At 51.0% G+C, this 17,449-nt stretch carries 18 protein-coding genes and 1 rRNA gene; 2 read left to right on the top strand and 17 right to left on the bottom strand.

Going from position 1 to position 17,449, the window contains the following annotated elements; genetic code table 11:
* Nucleotides 1-11: 11 nt before the first annotated feature.
* The 15 genes from nuoK to EG028_RS21660 all read right to left on the bottom strand — a co-directional run bounded on the left by nuoK (nt 12) and on the right by EG028_RS21660 (nt 13,839).
* Nucleotides 12-329, bottom strand: a complete 318-nt coding sequence (gene nuoK / locus EG028_RS21730) for an NADH-quinone oxidoreductase subunit NuoK (RefSeq protein WP_120518622.1) — start codon at nt 327-329, stop codon at nt 12-14.
* 11 nt (nt 330-340) lie between these two features.
* Nucleotides 341-835: an NADH-quinone oxidoreductase subunit J family protein gene (locus EG028_RS21725; protein ID WP_120518623.1), complete on the bottom strand. Its 495-nt coding sequence runs from the start codon at nt 833-835 to the stop codon at nt 341-343.
* Between the two features lie 7 nt (nt 836-842).
* The gene (gene nuoI, locus EG028_RS21720) at nt 843-1,358 is read right to left on the bottom strand and encodes an NADH-quinone oxidoreductase subunit NuoI (protein ID WP_120518624.1); all 516 of its coding nucleotides are present in this window, start codon (nt 1,356-1,358) and stop codon (nt 843-845) included.
* Between the two features lie 19 nt (nt 1,359-1,377).
* Nucleotides 1,378-2,433: an NADH-quinone oxidoreductase subunit NuoH gene (nuoH, locus tag EG028_RS21715; RefSeq protein ID WP_120518625.1), complete on the bottom strand. Its 1,056-nt coding sequence runs from the start codon at nt 2,431-2,433 to the stop codon at nt 1,378-1,380.
* Nucleotides 2,434-2,441: 8 nt separating this feature from the next.
* Complete coding sequence (locus EG028_RS21710; RefSeq protein WP_120518626.1) at nt 2,442-3,548, bottom strand: 2Fe-2S iron-sulfur cluster-binding protein; 1,107 nt, start codon at nt 3,546-3,548, stop codon at nt 2,442-2,444.
* Between the two features lie 40 nt (nt 3,549-3,588).
* The gene (nuoF, locus tag EG028_RS21705) at nt 3,589-4,947 is read right to left on the bottom strand and encodes an NADH-quinone oxidoreductase subunit NuoF (protein WP_120518627.1); all 1,359 of its coding nucleotides are present in this window, start codon (nt 4,945-4,947) and stop codon (nt 3,589-3,591) included.
* A gap of 141 nt (nt 4,948-5,088) precedes the next feature.
* Nucleotides 5,089-5,583, bottom strand: a complete 495-nt coding sequence (locus EG028_RS21700; protein WP_120518628.1) for an NADH-quinone oxidoreductase subunit NuoE family protein — start codon at nt 5,581-5,583, stop codon at nt 5,089-5,091.
* Between the two features lie 288 nt (nt 5,584-5,871).
* Nucleotides 5,872-7,089 carry an NADH-quinone oxidoreductase subunit D gene (locus tag EG028_RS21695; RefSeq protein WP_120518630.1) on the bottom strand — a complete coding sequence of 406 codons (1,218 nt, stop codon included), beginning with the start codon at nt 7,087-7,089 and terminating at the stop codon, nt 5,872-5,874.
* 24 nt (nt 7,090-7,113) lie between these two features.
* Entirely contained in the window at nt 7,114-7,635 is a 522-nt protein-coding gene (locus EG028_RS21690; protein ID WP_120518631.1) for an NADH-quinone oxidoreductase subunit C, read from the bottom strand.
* A 19-nt stretch (nt 7,636-7,654) separates the two neighbouring features.
* Complete coding sequence (locus EG028_RS21685; protein WP_120518632.1) at nt 7,655-8,218, bottom strand: NADH-quinone oxidoreductase subunit B; 564 nt, start codon at nt 8,216-8,218, stop codon at nt 7,655-7,657.
* 70 nt (nt 8,219-8,288) lie between these two features.
* On the bottom strand, nt 8,289-8,684 hold the full coding sequence (locus EG028_RS21680) for an NADH-quinone oxidoreductase subunit A (RefSeq protein ID WP_120518633.1): 396 nt from the start codon (nt 8,682-8,684) through the stop codon (nt 8,289-8,291).
* A 240-nt stretch (nt 8,685-8,924) separates the two neighbouring features.
* Nucleotides 8,925-10,661, bottom strand: coding sequence for a tetratricopeptide repeat protein (locus EG028_RS21675; RefSeq protein WP_123864756.1), 1,737 nt, complete (start codon nt 10,659-10,661; stop codon nt 8,925-8,927).
* Between the two features lie 241 nt (nt 10,662-10,902).
* On the bottom strand, nt 10,903-12,621 hold the full coding sequence (locus EG028_RS21670) for a tetratricopeptide repeat protein (RefSeq protein ID WP_123864755.1): 1,719 nt from the start codon (nt 12,619-12,621) through the stop codon (nt 10,903-10,905).
* Nucleotides 12,622-12,656: 35 nt separating this feature from the next.
* Nucleotides 12,657-13,577 carry a PstS family phosphate ABC transporter substrate-binding protein gene (locus tag EG028_RS21665; RefSeq protein WP_120518636.1) on the bottom strand — a complete coding sequence of 307 codons (921 nt, stop codon included), beginning with the start codon at nt 13,575-13,577 and terminating at the stop codon, nt 12,657-12,659.
* Nucleotides 13,578-13,605: 28 nt separating this feature from the next.
* On the bottom strand, nt 13,606-13,839 hold the full coding sequence (locus EG028_RS21660; RefSeq protein WP_120518637.1) for a hypothetical protein: 234 nt from the start codon (nt 13,837-13,839) through the stop codon (nt 13,606-13,608).
* A 305-nt stretch (nt 13,840-14,144) separates the two neighbouring features.
* Here EG028_RS21660 and EG028_RS21655 point away from each other — a divergent pair, with 305 nt between their 5' ends.
* Nucleotides 14,145-14,579 carry a low molecular weight protein-tyrosine-phosphatase gene (locus EG028_RS21655; protein ID WP_120518656.1) on the top strand — a complete coding sequence of 145 codons (435 nt, stop codon included), beginning with the start codon at nt 14,145-14,147 and terminating at the stop codon, nt 14,577-14,579.
* Between the two features lie 28 nt (nt 14,580-14,607).
* Nucleotides 14,608-15,951, top strand: coding sequence for a histidine--tRNA ligase (gene hisS / locus EG028_RS21650; RefSeq protein WP_120518638.1), 1,344 nt, complete (start codon nt 14,608-14,610; stop codon nt 15,949-15,951).
* A gap of 76 nt (nt 15,952-16,027) precedes the next feature.
* On the opposite strand, the gene EG028_RS21645 is transcribed toward hisS, so the two are convergent.
* Both EG028_RS21645 and rrf read right to left on the bottom strand, forming a co-directional pair.
* Nucleotides 16,028-16,987: an SDR family oxidoreductase gene (locus EG028_RS21645; RefSeq protein WP_120518639.1), complete on the bottom strand. Its 960-nt coding sequence runs from the start codon at nt 16,985-16,987 to the stop codon at nt 16,028-16,030.
* 340 nt (nt 16,988-17,327) lie between these two features.
* Nucleotides 17,328-17,439: ribosomal RNA gene (gene rrf / locus EG028_RS21640) — 5S ribosomal RNA — on the bottom strand.
* Nucleotides 17,440-17,449 lie beyond the last annotated feature (10 nt).

Raw genomic sequence — 17,449 nt, 5'->3', positions numbered from 1 at the left:
TTTTTAAATTCCTAGTTTTTCAGTCTGCTGAGAATATTGATGTCCACCGAATGTGTATTGCGGTACATCATCACAATAATGGCCAGTCCTACGGACACTTCAGCTGCGGCCACCACCATTACAAAAAATACAAAGAGCTGCGCGGCGGCTGCATCAATGCGGCCGGCATCCACCCACATTTTCGAGAAGGCTACCAGCAAAAGGTTCACGGCATTCAGCATCAGCTCTATGCACATAAAAATGATGATCGCATTCCTGCGCATCAATACGCCCATGATCCCGATGCAGAACAGGGCGATACTGAGAAAGATGTAATATTGAACCGGCATGAATTCGTTTTTTATTTTTTACCTATTACCACAGCCCCTACCATTGCGCTCAGGAACAGCACGCTGCTCAGCTCGAAGGGCACCACGTAACTGGTGAATAATGTTTTACCAAGGTTTTTTATCAGCCCGATGTCCGTAGCGTTGCCGCTCTGGATGGCAGGCACACTGGCGTCGCGGAGGGCGGCTACCAGTACCAGCAGCAATGCGCCGCCGCTGATGGCCCCGGCGTATTTCAGCCAGTTGCGTTTTTGCGGCTCGATGTCTGCATTGAGGTTCATCATCATCAGCACAAACAGGAACAGTACCATGATGGCGCCGGTGTATACGATAAGGTGCACTACAAACAGGAATTGTGCGTTCAGCATGATGTAATGCCCGGCAATGGCCACAAAACAGGTGATCATACAAAGCACGCTGTTCACGGGATTTTTGCTCAGGATCACGCCCAGGGCGCTTGCAATGGCAACCGCTGAAAGCACCGTAAAAATAATCAGATCTATACCCATTGCCGTTTTACTTGTTTACAGTGATTGGATGTTTAGGATCAGGGATCAGCAGGTCATCTTTCCCGTAAATGAAACTTTTCCGCGCGTAGTTGGACGGCGCAAAGGTTTCCGTCATATAGATGGCCTCTTTGGGGCAGGCTTCCTCACAGAATCCGCAGAAGATGCAGCGCAGCATGTTGATCTCATAACGCGCGGCATATTTCTCTTCACGGTACAGGTGCTCCTCGCCCGGCAGGCGCTCGGCCGCTTCCATGGTGATGGCTTCGGCGGGGCAGGCTACCGCGCACAGCCCGCAGGCGGTGCAGCGCTCACGCCCTTCCTCATCCCGGTTCAGGATATGCAGGCCGCGGAATACCGGGCTGAAGGGACGGGTCTCTTCAGGATAGTTCACCGTTGCCTTCTTCTTGAATATATGCGAAAGGGTAATGCCCATGCCTTTGGCAATGGCCGGCAAATACATCTTCTCCCAGAATGTCATGGGCCTTCTGTCTACCGGTATTGCCCTGTTTGTTAATGTTTGCATATAATGAGTTTCAGCGTTATTAATTAAACCCGTTCTGACGGTACAGTATCACCGCGCCGGTGATGAGCATATTCAGCAATGCCAGCGGTATCAATACTTTCCATCCAAGCTTCATCAGCTGGTCGTAGCGGAAGCGCGGAAGCGTCCACCTCACCCACATGAAGAAGAAGATGAAAGCGAATGTTTTCAGGAATAATGCACAGATGCCGAGGATGGTCACCAGGTTCGGGCTGAGGCCCAGGCTGTCCATATACGGGAAACTGTAGCCGCCGAAGTACAGCGTGGCCATCAGCGCGGAGCTGATAAACATGTTGATGTATTCGGCAAAAAGGTAAAACCCGAGTTTCATGGAAGAATACTCCAGGTGGTAACCGCCGTTCAGCTCGTTCTCCGCTTCGGGAAGGTCAAACGGGGTACGGTTACATTCTGCGAATGCGCAGATCAGGAATATGAGGAAACCGATGGGCTGCAACACAACGAACCAAACGCCGCTACGCTGCTGCTCCACGATATCTTTCAGGCTGAGGGAACCGCTGATCATGAACAGCGCGATGAGCGCGAGGCCCATGGGCAGTTCATAGGAGATCACCTGCGAAGCGCCGCGGCAGGCCGCCAGCAGGGAAAATTTGTTGTTCGAAGCCCAGCCGCCGATCATAATGCCGTACACACCCATACCTACTACCGCCATGATCCACAGCACACCGATGTTCACATCAGCGATCTGGAGGGTAACGGCGCGGTCACCGAAGTACAGCACATCTCCCCAGGGGATCACCGCGCTGGTAAGGCAGGCTGTGAGCATGGCCATGGAAGGGCCGAGTACGAACAGGAACTGGTTCGCGGTGGAAGGAATGATCTCTTCTTTGAAGAACAGTTTGCCGCCATCCGCCAGGGGCTGGAGCAAACCGAAGATGCCCGCGCGGTTCGGCCCGCGGCGGTCCTGGATCCAGGCCGCTACTTTACGCTCGCCCCAGGTGGAGTACATCGCGATCAGCAGGGACAGGCCCAGCACTGCTGAAATCAGCAGCAGTTTTTCAATTACAAAAGACCAGTCAAATGATGTCATCAGATCCATATCTCGCTTTATTGAACGCCATTATGTTTTGGAAAATCGTTGGAGTGTGCGGGCCCTTCAATCTTGCTGAGGTCCACCGTGGGCTGGTTCACTTCGCTCACCGTATGGATGTTCATCAGCAGTTTAGGCTGGCGGCCGTCCATTACTTTCGCCACGGTTTCATGCGGTTTGTGCACGCCTACGTAATGGCCCTGTGAGATCACGCTGTAACGCGCCACTTTACGGGGGCCTTCAATCACCCAGTCCTGCGGTTCTTTTTTCTCAAAACGGCAGGTATCGCAGATAAACGCTTCCACTTCGCCGTACTTGTCTTTACGTGCGGTCACCCGGAAGATCTCGTCACCACGCATCCAGAGCACCGTTTTGCCGCAGCAGTTCGGGTCGTGGCATTCGCGGAGGGCGTCTACCGGCTTCAGAAACCATACGCGGTTCTTAAAACGAGCGGTACGGTCGGTCAGCGCGCCTACAGGGCAAACGTCTATCACGTTGCCGATGAAGTTGGTCTGGTCCAGCGATGCTTTGATGTATGTGCTGATCTCGGAATGATCGCCGCGGCCAAGGATGCCGTGCTGGCGGTTGTTCGTAAGCTGGTCTGCCGTGAACACGCAGCGGTAGCAAAGAATGCAGCGCGTCATGTGCAGCTTGATGTGCTCACCGATATCTTCTTTTTCGAAAGTTCTGCGTTTGAATTCGAAGCGGGTGCCGGAAACACCGTGCTCGTAGCTGAGGTCCTGGAGATCGCATTCACCGGCCTGGTCGCACACGGGGCAATCCAGCGGGTGGTTCAGCAACAGGAATTCCACTACGCCTTTACGCGCATCCAGCACTTCGGGTGAAGTGATGTTCGCCACTTCCATACCGTCCATCACCGTAGTACGGCAGCTGGCCACCAGTTTGGGCATGGGGCGGGGATCAGCTTCCGAGCCTTTGGACACTTTCACCAGGCAGGTACGGCATTTACCGCCGCTGCCCTGCAGTTTGGAATAATAACACATCGCGGGCGGCACCACATCGCCTCCGATCATGCGGGCGGCATTCAGGATGGTTGTGCCCGGCTCCACCTCTACAGGTATGTTATCAATCTTGACCTTGAATAATTTCTTTTCTTCCGCCATTATAAAAAAGTAAAAAAGAAAAAGTAATAATGTTTCCTTATCAGACAGCTGCTACCACCGGCAGCGGGTCTGCGTAATGCGCCAGCCCGAAGTTGCGTTTCAGCGCTTCGTCAGGATTAGCCACATGCCATTCAAATTCATCCCTGAAGTGACGGATGGCGGCGGCTACGGGCCATGCGGCCGCGTCTCCGAGGGGGCAGATGGTATTGCCCTCTATTTTCCGCTGGATGTCCCACAGCAGGTCTATATCGCTCATTTTGCCTTTACCGTTCTCGATGTTCAGCAGCACTTTTTTCATCCAGCCGGTGCCTTCGCGGCAGGGGCTGCACTGGCCGCAGCTTTCGTGGTGGTAGAAGCGGGCGAGGCTCATGGTGTGGCGTACCACGCACTGGTCTTCGTCCAGCACGATGAATCCGCCGGAGCCCATCATGGAACCGGTGGCAAAGCCGCCGTCGTTCAGGCTTTCGTAGGTCATCATGCGCGGTTCGCCTTTTGCGGTTGTAAGCAGCAGGTTAGCCGGCAGGATGGGTACGGAAGAGCCGCCGGGGATACATGCCTTCAGGCGTTTGCCGTTCGGAATGCCGCCGCAGTATTCATCCGAGTATATAAATTCTTCTACCGAAATGTTCATGTCTATCTCATATACGCCGGGTTTGTTCAGGTTGCCGCAGGCGGAAATGAGTTTGGTGCCGGTGGATTTGCCGGTGCCGTATTTGGAATATTCATCACCGCCAATGTTGATGATGGGCACAACCGCAGCCAGCGTTTCCACGTTGTTCACTACGGTCGGGCATTGCCAGAGGCCTTTTACAGCGGGGAAAGGCGGTTTGATGCGCGGGTTGCCGCGTTTGCCTTCCAGCGATTCGATCAGCGCCGTTTCTTCACCGCAGATATAAGCGCCCGCGCCGCGCTGAACGTAAATGTCCAGGTCAAAACCGGTGCCCTGGATGTTTTTGCCCAGCCAGCCGTTTTTATGCGCGTCTGCAATGGCTTCTTCGAGGATATCGGGGATCCAGGCGTATTCGCCGCGGATGTAGATGTAGGTACGGTTTGCGCCGAGGGCGAAGCTGGAGATCAGCAGGCCTTCGATGAGCAGGTGGGGGAGGAATTCCATCAGGTAGCGGTCCTTGAAGGTGCCCGGCTCAGATTCGTCCGCATTACATACGAGGTAACGGGGTACTCCTTCCGGTTTGGCCAGGAAGCTCCATTTGAGGCCCGTAGGGAAGCCCGCTCCACCACGGCCGCGAAGGCCGCTTTTCTTTACTTCTTCTATCACCTGATCCGCGCTCATGCTCTTCAGGGCCTTTTCAGCAGCGGCATAACCGCCGTTCTTCCGGTATACGTCATAATACCGGATGCCTTCTATATGCGCCTTGTCTAACAATAATTTACGTCCCATTGTCTCGCTTTATGTAAGGGTTACCGCTGGTCTGCAATGCTTTTCAGCGGCAATTTATGATGTTCTTTTGTTCAGCACCGGATCATTGTTCAGCATCCGTTGCGTCGCACTCTTCAGCTCCCGGTTCTTTTGCGGGCAGGATCAGTTCGCCTGCGCGCGGCATTCCGCAATGATCTGGTCCACCTTCTCTCTGGTGAGGTGTTCTTTGAAGAACTTACCCAGCTGCATCATCGGCGCATATCCGCAGGCCCCGAGGCATTCCACCGTTTTGAGGGTGAACAGCCCGTCCGCCGTGGTCTCGCCCACATCTATCCCCAGCTTCTCCTTGATATAGGCAATGATGTTGTCTGAACCACTTACCATGCACGGCCCGGTATGACATACCTCGAACAGGTATTTGCCCACCGGCTTCAGGTTGTACATGGAGTAGAAAGTAGCCACCTCATATACCTCGATGGGCGTGATCTGCAGCAGTGAAGCCACATAGTCCATCGTCTCGGAACTAAGCCAGCCGCCGAACGATTCCTGGGCCAGGTGCAGCACCGGAATCAAGGCGCTTTTCTGCTTCCCTTCCGGGTAACGCGCTATGATCTCTTTTACTTTATTCAGCTTCTCTTCAGAAAATTGAACGGCCATTTATTAAACTTCTTTATTTATAAACTTCTTTTATCCTTTATCAGTTGGAGTAGTATTCAACACCCCCTTTGCATTCTTCATAAAAACTGCGGTCGCCGTTTTTCACCAGCGCAAATCCATTCCACCAGCTTTTTATCATGGTTGCAGAACCCCGTTTTTTTCTTTTCAGGAAAGGGATCAGTTCTTGCCTGGGACCAGTGCACAGTTGCTGTGCGTGAGCAGAAAGGGAGTTATGCATATTAAAAAACAAAGAACTTTTTTCACGGTATCAAAAGGGATCGGAATGTCTTAAGCATCCAGCTCACCCGCAATCAGGTTCAGCGAGCTCATACAAATGATCGCGTCGCTGAGCATGGCTCCCTGCACCATTTCAGGATAAGCCTGGTAATAAATGAAACAGGGCCTGCGGAAGTGAAGCCTGTACGGAGAACGGCCGCCATCACTGATGAGATAGAAGCCAAGCTCGCCGTTTGCCCCTTCAACAGGATTGTACAACTCGCCCGGTAAAATATCGGTTTCGCCCATCACGATCTTGAAGTGATAGATGAGGGCTTCCATTTTCGTATATACGTCGTTTTTATCAGGCAGGTAATAGGCCGGTACGTCCGCATGATATACATCTTCAGGCAGCTGTTTCAGCTTATCCATGGCCTGGCGGATGATGCCGAGGCTCTGCCACATTTCCGCATTGCGCACCAGGAAGCGGTCGTAAGTATCGCCGGTAGTGCCTACGGGGATGCTGAATTCAAAATCCTGGTAGGAGCTGTAGGGATTGGCCACGCGCACGTCGTAATCCACACCGGTAGCGCGGAGGTTAGGACCGGTAAAACCGTAGTTCATGGCCCTTTCGGCGGTGATGGCGCCTACGCCCTGGGTACGTTCCATAAAAATGCGGTTGCGCGTAAAGAGGTTTTCAAACTCTTTCAGCACAGCCGGGTATTCGGCCAGGAACTTTTCTATTTTCTGGAAAGCCGCGGGTGTGAAGTTTCTTTCGAAACCGCCCACGCGGCCGATATTGGTAGTGAGGCGTGAGCCGCATATCTCTTCGTAGATCTCGTATACCAGCTCGCGGTATTGCATTACATAAAGGAAGCCGGTGAAGGCGCCGCTATCCACCCCGATCACGGAGTTGCAGATCAGGTGGTCCGTGATGCGCGCCAGCTCCATGATGATCACACGCAGGTAATCCACCCGTTTGGGCGTTTGTATGCCCAGGAGTTTTTCCACGGTGAGGTGCCAGCCCATATTGTTGATGGGGGCGGAGCAGTAGTTGAGACGGTCCGTCAGCGGCGTGATCTGGTAATAAGGCCTGCGTTCCGCGATCTTTTCGAAAGCGCGGTGAATATACCCAACGGTTGGTGTGGCGGACACGATCCGCTCACCGTCCATTTCCAGAATGTTCTGGAACACACCGTGCGTGGCAGGGTGTGTGGGGCCCAGGTTGAGCGTACTGGTCTGCCTCTCGATGGAGCCTTCCGGTAATTTTATATGTTGCTGCTCTGACATATCCTAGCTTGATAGTAGTTGTTATTAAATCCCGACGCTTCCTCCGCGGCCGAACATTTCATCATCTTTATCCACGCGGCTCTGGTCTTCCAGGGGAAACTCCTTGCGCATGGGGAAATAATCCATTTCATCCACATTCAGGATGCGGATCAGGTTAGGGTGGCCCACAAAATCGACCCCGAAGAAATCGTATGTTTCCCTTTCCATCCAGTTTGCGCTGGAAAACAGCTTGGAAGCTGTGAACACCTGCGGTGTCTGGATATCGGTGAATACTTTAAAGCGGAGGCGTACATTGGGTACAAAGGCATGCAGGTGATATACCACAGCCAGCTCAGCGCCCTGCTGATCGGGATAATGTACGGCGGTGAGATCGGACAGGAAGCGGAACTGCAACTCCTCTTCATCGTACAGGAACTGCATCACTTTGAGGTTCAGCTCTTTGGGAGCATGAAAGGACATAATGCCGTGTGACTCTTCAAAGTTTGTCAACGCCTCACCGAATTTCTCAACCAGCCTGTTTTTTATATGCTCGTTCGTCAAAGACATGTATAAGCTATTATCGTTTCTATTCTATTCCGTAGGAATTCATCAAATCTTTATAACGGTCTGAGTGACGGCGGCGGAGACTTTCTTCGCCCACCAGGTCCTGGATGCGCATCACGCCGTCCAGAATCGCTTCGGGGCGGGGAGGGCAGCCGGGCACATACACGTCTACCGGAATGATCTGGTCAATGCCCTGCAGCACGGAGTAGGTATCGAAGATACCGCCGCTGCTGGCGCAGGCGCCCACGGCTATCACCCAGCGGGGCTCAGCCATTTGCAGGTATACCTGGCGCAATACGGGCCCCATCTTTTTGGCAATGGTGCCCATGACCATCAGCAGGTCACACTGGCGGGGCGTAAAACCCAAACGTTCGGAACCAAAACGGGCGAGATCGTAGTGAGCGGCCATAGTAGCCATAAATTCAATGCCACAGCAGGAAGTGGCAAACGGTAAAGGCCAGATGGAGTTTTTACGCGCCATGCCTATTACCTTATCGAAAGAGGTGGCAAAAAAACCTTCGCCGGAGTAGCCTTCCGGCATTTCCACCAGCTTCACCTTATTATTAAACTGAACAGGACGAGACATATTCTTTACCCTCCTATCCCGCCTGATTGAAACTCAGCGGGATTTTTATTAATAGTTAACTTAAATCAGATTAATCTTCCCAACGAAGCGCTCCCTTCTTGATAATATAAAAGAAACCGCCCATAAAGAATGCCACAAATGCAATCATGGCCAGGAAACCTTCCCAGCCCAGTTCTTTGAAATTAACAGCGTAAGGATAAAAAAAGATCACCTCCACGTCGAACAACACGAACAGGATAGCAGTCAGGAAATACTTGATAGCCACCGGCTGACGGGCATTCCCCATCTGCTCGATCCCACTCTCGAAGTTCTCCAGTTTGTCCTTGGTTTTCCGTTTAGGCCCTAAAAAATGGGTGGCGATCATCGTAATGCCAACGAAACCCAGTGCCGCAATCAGTTGTAAAATGATAGGAAAATAACTGAATGGAGTGGCGTTAGCAGTCAAAAGTTCAGAGGCAAAAAACATAAGCTTCCCAATATAAATTGTCCGAAAGCGCAAAAATACTGCAACTAAACTAGAAATCAAATCAACGACGACAAGAAATCTAATCTTTTTTTTGTATATGTAATATAATAAGATATGATTACTTGGTTTCCATAGTTTCCCGCAGCAAGGGCGTTTGAGTATAATAGATTGAGACTAAAGGGATAACATAAAGAAAGCCCGGGCGGCTGCCCGGGCTTTACATTTATAAGAATTTGAATATTAATTATTTGACCTTGCCGGTGCGGCTGGTCTGCTCGTTGTCTTACTGTTCTGGTTCTGGATGTCCCTGATCTGTTTCACCGGCTCACTGTTCGGATCCAGCGGCGTGAGTTTGTCCATGTATTTCTGGAGGTTCGCTTTATCCTCTTTATTATAATAGTACACCATCATATAGGTATACGCCTTGATGAGGCCCGCTTTGTTCTTCACAGGGTCCCCTTCGGCCATGGTCAGGTATTTTTCAAAAAATGGCACCGCAACGCCTGTTTTGGCTTCCACGTCCCGCGCGGCAGCCGTCATTCCCTGCCAGTAATAGCCGGTAGTAAGGTCCGGGTAGTTCGTGGCCAGCTGGCTGAAGGCGGAATCCGCGGACACCAGTTTCGTGGTATCCGTGGTAGTACCGGCGGAAGCCAGGTAATAGTTGATACCCACATTATACCAGTCTACGGCTGCCGGTTTCTCCTTCTGTTCAATCTTCAGGTCCGCGTATTTTTTATACCATTCCCCTGCTTTGCCGAATACACGGGCCTGCTGGAAAGCTTTAGCCACTGCTTCATAGCGGTCCAGGTCTTTTACAGTGTCCGCGGAGGCGTATTTCTCCAGGTATTCCAGCGCCTTCTGGTCTATGCCGGACTGGGTGGTAGAATCCTGGTATTTGATACGGCCGTAGATCTCGCTGCCGAGTTTATAGTCGATAGGCTCCAGTTTAGTTTCGCCTACTTTCTGTACATACTGGTCAAAAGCGGTTTTAGCGCCCAGGGAATCCCCTTTCTGTAAATAAGCATCCGCGATCAGGCGTTCCAGCTTCATTTTGTAGGATTCGTTCGCCTGGGGAATGAGGCCTTGTGCTTTGGTGATAGCCCCCTGGTAGTCCTTATCCAGGAACATGATGGAGGTTAAATAGTATTCGTTTTTGGTTTTATCCGCCTGGTCTGACAGGGCGAGGTATTTCTGCAAATTCTCTTTGGCTTTGGGAAGTGAGAACTGGCGCGGCTTCGGTGTGTAGTAGAATTGGTACAATTCGTAGAAAACCGGCGCGTAGTTCGGGTCCAGCTGTGCGGCCTTGGCGTAATCGCCCACGGCCTGTTCCAGCAATTTGGCATTATAATTCACATGGCCCTGTTTCATTACGGCTTCGGCGTTGTTAGCTTCCAGCTCCAGCGCCTTTTCGTAGGCTGAAATGGCCTTACCGCCGTTTTCACCGCCCATATAGCGGTAAACGTCTCCCAACTCAATATAATCGGCGGCAACGGGCTTATACCCTTTCCTGCCTTCGTTGCCATTCAGAAGCGTTTCCATGGTAGTAAGGGCAAAAGCCTTGTCTCCGCCCTTTACTTCTGTGTTGGCATCTGCAATGGCCCGGGCCACATCGCCGTTTTTCCCTTTGGTGGCGGCGTTGGCTGCGTCAAATTTCTGCCTGGCCGCAGCTGCGTCACCATTGAGAAGGTCTATCCGTCCCAAACCCGCGTTCAGCAAGGGAGAGTTCGGCACAGCCTGCAATCCTTTCTGGAAAGCCGCTGCTGCTCCGTCTTTGTTCTCAGCGCCCAGCTCCGCGATGCCGAGGTAATAATACCCCCGGTCATCCGTCGGTTTGGCGGCGATCGCTTTTTCGAAGTCAGATTTAGCGGTGGCATACTTCCCGTAGTAGAGATTCTTCAGCCCGTCTTCTATCGTTTGAGCCATCGCCCCGCCGGCCAGGAATAGCAGAGCAATGAGTGTACTTATACGCTTCTTCATGGTTTTTAATTTTAATCCGTTAATCTAAACATTGCCGTGACGGTTTAAGTTCGCCGCGGTATGGGTTCATGTAATAAAAAAACATGCCAGAGTGAGCGCGGATGATGTCTCAGTCATTACTGAATTTACTCATTTATTCCCGAAAAAACAATGTAAGAAAACGTTAAAACCCTGATTGGGCGGGAAAATAAAAAGGGCAGCGCCGGTGTGGCGCTGCCCTTTTGCAGGTAAATGAATTACCTTATTTAGTGCCTTTGGAAGCGGCTGGTTTAGCAGTTCCCGCGGCAGACTTGTTCGTGGATTCGAGGTTTTCTTTTACCTGGCGAACGGTATCGTTGTTCGGGTCAAAGGCCAGCAGTTTGTCCATATAAGGCTGCATATTGGTCTTATCGTCCAGGTTGTAGTAGTAAAGCATCAGGTAAGTATAAGCGTTGGTCAGGAACCTTTTGTTCTTGGCTTCGTCTTCCGGTTTGACCAGGGAAACGTATTTTTCGAAAGGTGCTTTAGCGCGGCCATCTTTTGCCAGCTGGTCCAGTGCGGCGTTTGCCATACCATGCCAGTAGAAACCGGTTACCTGCTCGGGATACTTGGCGGTGAAAGCAGTCCATGAGCTGTCTGAAGCGGCATAGTCGCCTGCATAGTACTCATAGAAACCTTTATAGAAATGGTCGGATACAGCGCCGGTATTGTCTTTGAATTCCAGTGCCTTGCCATACCATTTAGCGGCTTTAGCATAGTTGCGCATTTCTTTGAAGGCTTCCGCAACATTTCTCATCTTTTCAGCATCCTTCACGGTATCCGCTTCTGCGTACCTTTCCAGGTAATTACCGGCCATTCCCTGATAACCTGCCATGGTAGCGGAATCTGAGTCTTTCAGTTTCCCGTAGATAGCAGAAAGCAGTTTCAGGTCATTGATCTCCAGTTTATCGTCGCCCACGGTCTTAACGCGCTCATCCATGATAGCTTTTGCAGTCAGGGAATCGCCTTTCCAGAGATTAGCGTCCGCCATTAACAGCGTCAGTTTGTTTTTATACAGATCGGTCGCGGTTGGCATCTGCGCTTTGGCTTTGGCGATGGCATCGTCGTAATTCTTCTGCAGGAAGGCTAAGGCTGCGAGGTAATACTCGTTCTTCGCTTTGTCGGAAGGATCGCTCACATCTACGTATTTCTGCAGATACTGCGCGGCATGCGGCAGGGAGAACTGTTCTTTTCTCTGCGTAACGTAGAACTGGTACAGCTCGAAGTAAGCGGGGCCGTAGTTGGCGTCCATATTGGTCGCTTTGGCCCAGTCTTCCACGGCTTGTTTCAGCAGTTTGGCGTTGTAGTTCACCAGGCCCTGTTTCATCACGGCTTCGGCGTTGTTAGGATCTACCTCCAGCGCTTTTTCATAAGTGCTGATAGCTTTACCGCCATTCTCACCGCCAAGGTAGCGGTAAGCGTCACCCAGTTCGATATAATCGGCTGCGGTAGCAGTATACATTTGTTTTTTCTTACGTCCTTCGTTGTTCAGCAGCTTTTCCATGATGCTGAGCGCGAATCCGCGGTCGCCGCCAGCCACTTCTGAGTTGGCATCTGCAATGGCGCGGGCAACGTCACCCTCACGGCCTTCTGTGGCTGTGCTGGCTGCGTCAAATTTCTGTTTTGCTTCCGCGGTCTTACCGTTCAGCAGGTCGATGCGACCCAGGCCTGCGGTGAGCAGGGGAGAGTTAGGCACTGCGGTAAGGCCTTTTGAAAAGGCCGCGGCGGCAGCGTCTTTGTTTTCCAGTCCCAGTTCGGCTATCCCCAGGTAATAGTAAGCACGGTCGTCTGTCGGTTTTGCGGCAATGGCTTTTTCAAGATTCTGTTTAGCGGTTTGGTATTTGCCATAATACAAATCCTTTAAACCATCTTCCACAGATTGTGCCATAGCTCCGTTGGCTATGCAGAGCATGGCGACAAATAAACTTTTCCTTCTGTTCATGAGCAATCCGGTTTTAGTTGTGTTATCAGTATTTATTATTTCAAAGTGGCTTCCCTGAAGACGATGTTGAGCCTTGCAGGATACAATTTATACTTGCCCATCAGGAGTTGGCCTTCCTGGCCGCCGAGGAAAGTGGCAAACCCCGCGCCCAGGCCCTGATAAGGCTCTTTCAGAATATAGAACATGCCCCGTGTGAGCGGGTAAGATTTCATGCCGATGTAGAACTGGTAAGGTTTTACAAAGTCGGTATTGTTATCCGCACGTAATTTTACCGTGGTCACCATTTTGGTGAATTCGATCGCCTTGGTATCGTTTGTATCAGATATCCAGTTCACGCCTATCACACCGATCGCGTCTTTGTTTTTCGATACGTGATCGATCACTTCGGGGTTGGACTTAGCCGCCATCGTAGTAGCCGGTAAAGGTTTACCCTTGTTGATGGAGTCACGGATAAAACGCACCGTGCTGGAATTCTGATGGTCGAATACGATCTGCCATTTGCGTTCGCTGGTGCCGTCCATGATCTTACGCACCTGCTCCATGGTGAGAATGGAATCAGGATTGTTATTGTTCACGATCAGGGCGATGGCGTCAGTAGCTAGTTGCAGGCTTTGCGGACGTATCTTTTCCTTTTTGAAAAATTCTTTTTCTTTTTCGTTCAGATCACGTGTTACGATGATCATGCGGGAGCTATCGTCGAACAGGTCTTTAAAACAATCGCCTTCCGGCTTGTATTCCGCGATGATTTTCGTTTTCGGATATAATGATTCAAAAACCCGGATCTCGGATTCGATCAGTGGCTGATACGTTTCATCCACCGAAATACGCATGGTACCTGAAGTAGGGGTATCTTTCTCACCGCCCTGGGATGTGCCGCCGGCGCAGCCTGCGACGGCTACCGCAACTACCGAAGCAGTCAATAACGCGCCCATCCAGTTTTTAGCTTTTAAAAACATACACACAGTCTAATGGTGAAAAATTAAATCAAAAAAATAATTGCTTAACGCCCCTGTACACACGAAATAATCCATACGCACATAAAACGCCGCCCAATGCGTAGGTCAGCTCAATGGAAATGTTCAGCTTACCAAATCCTAACCTTTCTGAAAAGAGTGCATACAGTCCGAAGAGAATAAAAAATACCCCTCTGATCAGCTCGCCCATCGGGCGGTATGACACATTCATCCGTTTGTTCGTGTTATCGTTCTCTTGTTGCATTGGTGGCAAATTACAAGTATACAAAAAAAATTGTTTTATTCTAGTTATCAAAACTTTATTCGTTTGTTAAAAATCCCGCCAGGCCTGGTTCGGGAGATTTACAAATAAGATGCTCCGATAAAAAGATTCCATATGGAATCCATATTACACTAAAGTTTTAACATATGCAATTGTGGCGGAATACGTTGCGGACTTCCCTGAAAATGTGGTAGTTTTGCGGTCTGAAAAAAGGGGGAAACGCAGGCCGGGAAAGGAAATTAACCAACTGGTTTACAGCAGTTTACCCCTATATGAAACATAAGACGATGAAAATTTTAATGGTTTGCCTGGGTAACATCTGCCGCTCTCCCCTGGCGGAAGGCATCCTGAGGCATTTATCCGATGAGGCTGGCCTGGGTTGGGAAATCGATTCGGCCGGCACGGGCAACTGGCACGTGGGCCATCCCCCCGATCCCCGCTCGGTAAAGGTTGCCAGGCATTACGGGATCGACATTTCCGGGCTCAGGGGCCGGCAGTTCCAGGCGGAAGACTTCGGCCATTTCGACCGGATCTTCGTGATGGACCTGGACAATTACCGCGACGTGCTGCGCAAAGCCCGCACCGAAGCGGACCGTGAGAAGGTACAATTATTGCTGGATCACCAGCAGCCCGTACCGGATCCATGGTACGACGATGCGCTTTTTGAGCCGGTATATAACCTGATATTCAACGCCTGTGCGTGCATCGTGAAGAGCAGGTGATTTATTCAAATATTACATTTCAAGCATAATGATAAAACTTAGTATCCCGCAAGGTACCCGCGATTTTGGGCCGGAAGTAGTACGCAAGCGCAACTATATTCTTTCCGCTATTCGTAAAACCTTTGAACTGTACGGGTTCCAGCCACTGGAAACGCCCACGATGGAAAACACTTCCACCCTGCTCGGCAAATACGGCGAGGAAGGCGACAGGCTGATCTTTAAAATACTCAACAACGGTGATATACTCGGCCAGGCACAAATGGCCAAAGACAGCCGCGAGCTTGGGCTGCTGCTTTGCGAAAAAGCGCTCAGGTACGATCTTACCATTCCTTTCGCCCGCTACGTGGTGATGAACCATGGCAAGCTCAGTCTCCCTTTCAGGCGTTACCAGATACAGCCGGTATGGCGCGGAGACAAGCCGCAGCGCGGCCGTTACAGGGAGTTTTACCAGTGCGATGCGGACGTGGTGGGAAGCAATTCACTCATCAATGAAATAGAACTGCTGAAAATATACGATACCGTTCTGACGGATCTGGGCATGACCGGATATCAGCTGAAAGTCAATAACCGTAAGGTATTGGCCGGTCTTGCAGAACTCGTGGGCCGCCCGGATCTCATGATCGATATCACTATCGCGATTGATAAGCTGGACAAGATCGGTGCGAATGGTGTGCGGGAAGAGCTGGCGGAAAGAGGTTTACAGCCTTTTGAAATCGGCACCGTGATGGATTTTATTTCCGTGCAGGGAAGCAACGACGAAAAGCTGGAACGCCTTATGCAATTGCTGGCGGATTCTCCCACCGGTTTAAAAGGTGTGGAAGAACTCCGGTTTATCCTCGGCAGCAATCTCACCAACTTCAACTCCGCTCCCACTATCGATCTTACGCTCGCGCGCGGGTTAAATTATTATACCGGCATGATCGTGGAAGTGAAAGCTCCCGAAAGTGTGAACATGGGCAGCATCGGGGGCGGCGGCCGTTACGACGACCTCACCGGATTATTCGGCCTGCCGGGCATTTCAGGCGTAGGTATTTCATTTGGCGTGGACAGGATCTATGATGTATTGGAAGAACTGAAGCTGTTCCCCGCCACTGCGCAGCAAAGCACGCAGGTGATCTTTTTTAATCCCGGCGCGGAGAAACTGGGCGAAGTATTCGGATACGTAAGCCAGCTGCGGGAAAGAGGCATCGTCACCGAGCTCTATCCGGACGATATCAAGCAGGATAAACAATATAAATACGCGGAAAAACGAGGTATTCCCTTCATCGCCTATATAGAAGAGAATGCACCAGGAATTATCTCCATCAAAAATATCCCGCTCAAACAACGATATAACGTCAAGCCTGAAGAACTGGCTGGGTTTGAGTTTTAAGAGAAAGGGCGCTGTAAATACAGCGCCCTTTTTTTACACAACTAAAATCAATATGTCTGTTCCAGTGAATTAGCATTTATTCCCAGGCGGTGTCCCCTATTTTTTTACCCGATACAAAGCGCCAGTAGCTGTAGAATTCGTTGTCCAGCTTTTTGTAGAGATAATCCGGGATTACATTCCTGAGGTGGTTGCCCCAATGCGGGGTAGTGCCGTCCCGGTCTGTGAAGCCGTATTCGTCCGAGAGATCCCAGGAGCTGAATACCCTTCCTGTCCTGGAGGATACATTTGGATCAGCAGCCAGTGCGGCGGCGGCGCGGCCAACGAACCACGGGGTTTCGGAGGCTATGAAGTTTTTATCTTTCCGGGCGCCGTCTTTCCAGTTCTCTTCCGTCACGCCAAAGTGCGTGAGCATGGCTTCTGAGCGCAGGAAGCCGGGGGTGAGGGCGAGCGCGGTTATATTATGTTCTTTCAGTTCTTCCGCCATTCCGGATGCCAGCCTGATAATGGACGTTTTCACCAGGTCGTACAGCAGCTGGCCGCGGTAGAAATACCCGTCTCCATCGGTGATCTCGATGATCAGTCCTTTTTTGGCTTTGAGCATCATAGGCGCAGCGTATTTGCTGGTGATGATGTGCGTATTGATGGCTGTTTGCATCATTTTGAAGCCGTTGGAAAGGTTTTCGATCTCCCAGAAAGGTTTACCCCATTCAATAAACTCGTCTCCTCCCCAGACGTCATTCACCAGGATATCCAGTTGTCCCTGTTCGTTGCGGATTCGTCCGCAGAGGGCGGCTACCTGTGTTTCGTCGCTGTGATCCGTTCTGGCGGGGATTCCTTTTCCACCCAGGGCGGTTACCATTTCGGCTGTTTCGTCGATCGTTTCGGGGCGGTGGGAGCCTGAGGCGAGGTTACCACGGGTGCTTCTGCCGGAGCAGTAAACGGTGGCGCCAGCTTCACCGAGCATACAAGCGATGCCACGGCCGGCTCCGCGTGTTGCGCCTGCAACGAGGGCTATTTTGCCAGATAATGGTTTCATTTCCGAAGGTTTGATGAATTACAAACATCGGGATTTAGTGCGTATTGTATTTGCGTAGCGAAGGAACAGCAGTAGGATTGAGAGCGGGGGAATCTTTGAAAACGAGGGTAAATGTCATTATCTGGTGAGAAAGACCGATACAGTCGCGTAGCTATTTCATTCAGTTTAAAATACTATTCCGGGCATAAGTTTTAAATGGAGATGGGGTTCACAGCTGATGATATTATTCAGGGATGATCTCGGCGATGGCGATGCTGAGCATAGCTGTTTAAGCGGGCTTCCTTGAGTTGGGGGAATAAAAAAAGCCTTACCGGTTATCCGATAAGGCTTTTTTCAATAAATATGGCAGCTACCTACTCTCCCGCATGATAGTGCAGTACCATTGGCCATGAGGGGCTTAACTTCTCTGTTCGGAATGGGAAGAGGTGAACACCCTCGGCAAAACCACCATAAGATCTTCTG

The organism is Chitinophaga barathri, assembly GCF_003807585.1.
Taxonomy (GTDB): domain Bacteria; phylum Bacteroidota; class Bacteroidia; order Chitinophagales; family Chitinophagaceae; genus Chitinophaga; species Chitinophaga barathri.
The sequence above is the reverse complement of the archived record's forward strand: the minus strand, read 5'-3'. Positions and strand labels throughout refer to the sequence as shown.

Bases quoted from the DNA above. Each gene is read 5' to 3' on its own strand.
- EG028_RS21685 (WP_120518632.1), bottom strand. From the start codon at position 8,218: ATGTCTCGTCCTGTTCAGTTTAATAATAAGGTGAAGCTGGTGGAAATG.
- nuoH (WP_120518625.1), bottom strand. From the start codon at position 2,433: ATGGATCTGATGACATCATTTGACTGGTCTTTTGTAATTGAAAAACTG.
- EG028_RS21665 (WP_120518636.1), bottom strand. From the start codon at position 13,577: ATGTTTTTAAAAGCTAAAAACTGGATGGGCGCGTTATTGACTGCTTCG.
- EG028_RS21725 (WP_120518623.1), bottom strand. From the start codon at position 835: ATGGGTATAGATCTGATTATTTTTACGGTGCTTTCAGCGGTTGCCATT.
- EG028_RS21670 (WP_123864755.1), bottom strand. From the start codon at position 12,621: ATGAACAGAAGGAAAAGTTTATTTGTCGCCATGCTCTGCATAGCCAAC.
- EG028_RS21655 (WP_120518656.1), top strand. From the start codon at position 14,145: ATGAAAATTTTAATGGTTTGCCTGGGTAACATCTGCCGCTCTCCCCTG.
- EG028_RS21690 (WP_120518631.1), bottom strand. From the start codon at position 7,635: ATGTCTTTGACGAACGAGCATATAAAAAACAGGCTGGTTGAGAAATTC.
- EG028_RS21645 (WP_120518639.1), bottom strand. From the start codon at position 16,987: ATGAAACCATTATCTGGCAAAATAGCCCTCGTTGCAGGCGCAACACGC.
- nuoK (WP_120518622.1), bottom strand. From the start codon at position 329: ATGCCGGTTCAATATTACATCTTTCTCAGTATCGCCCTGTTCTGCATC.
- nuoF (WP_120518627.1), bottom strand. From the start codon at position 4,947: ATGGGACGTAAATTATTGTTAGACAAGGCGCATATAGAAGGCATCCGG.
- EG028_RS21700 (WP_120518628.1), bottom strand. From the start codon at position 5,583: ATGGCCGTTCAATTTTCTGAAGAGAAGCTGAATAAAGTAAAAGAGATC.
- EG028_RS21660 (WP_120518637.1), bottom strand. From the start codon at position 13,839: ATGCAACAAGAGAACGATAACACGAACAAACGGATGAATGTGTCATAC.
- hisS (WP_120518638.1), top strand. From the start codon at position 14,608: ATGATAAAACTTAGTATCCCGCAAGGTACCCGCGATTTTGGGCCGGAA.
- EG028_RS21695 (WP_120518630.1), bottom strand. From the start codon at position 7,089: ATGTCAGAGCAGCAACATATAAAATTACCGGAAGGCTCCATCGAGAGG.
- EG028_RS21675 (WP_123864756.1), bottom strand. From the start codon at position 10,661: ATGAAGAAGCGTATAAGTACACTCATTGCTCTGCTATTCCTGGCCGGC.
- nuoI (WP_120518624.1), bottom strand. From the start codon at position 1,358: ATGCAAACATTAACAAACAGGGCAATACCGGTAGACAGAAGGCCCATG.
- EG028_RS21680 (WP_120518633.1), bottom strand. From the start codon at position 8,684: ATGTTTTTTGCCTCTGAACTTTTGACTGCTAACGCCACTCCATTCAGT.
- EG028_RS21710 (WP_120518626.1), bottom strand. From the start codon at position 3,548: ATGGCGGAAGAAAAGAAATTATTCAAGGTCAAGATTGATAACATACCT.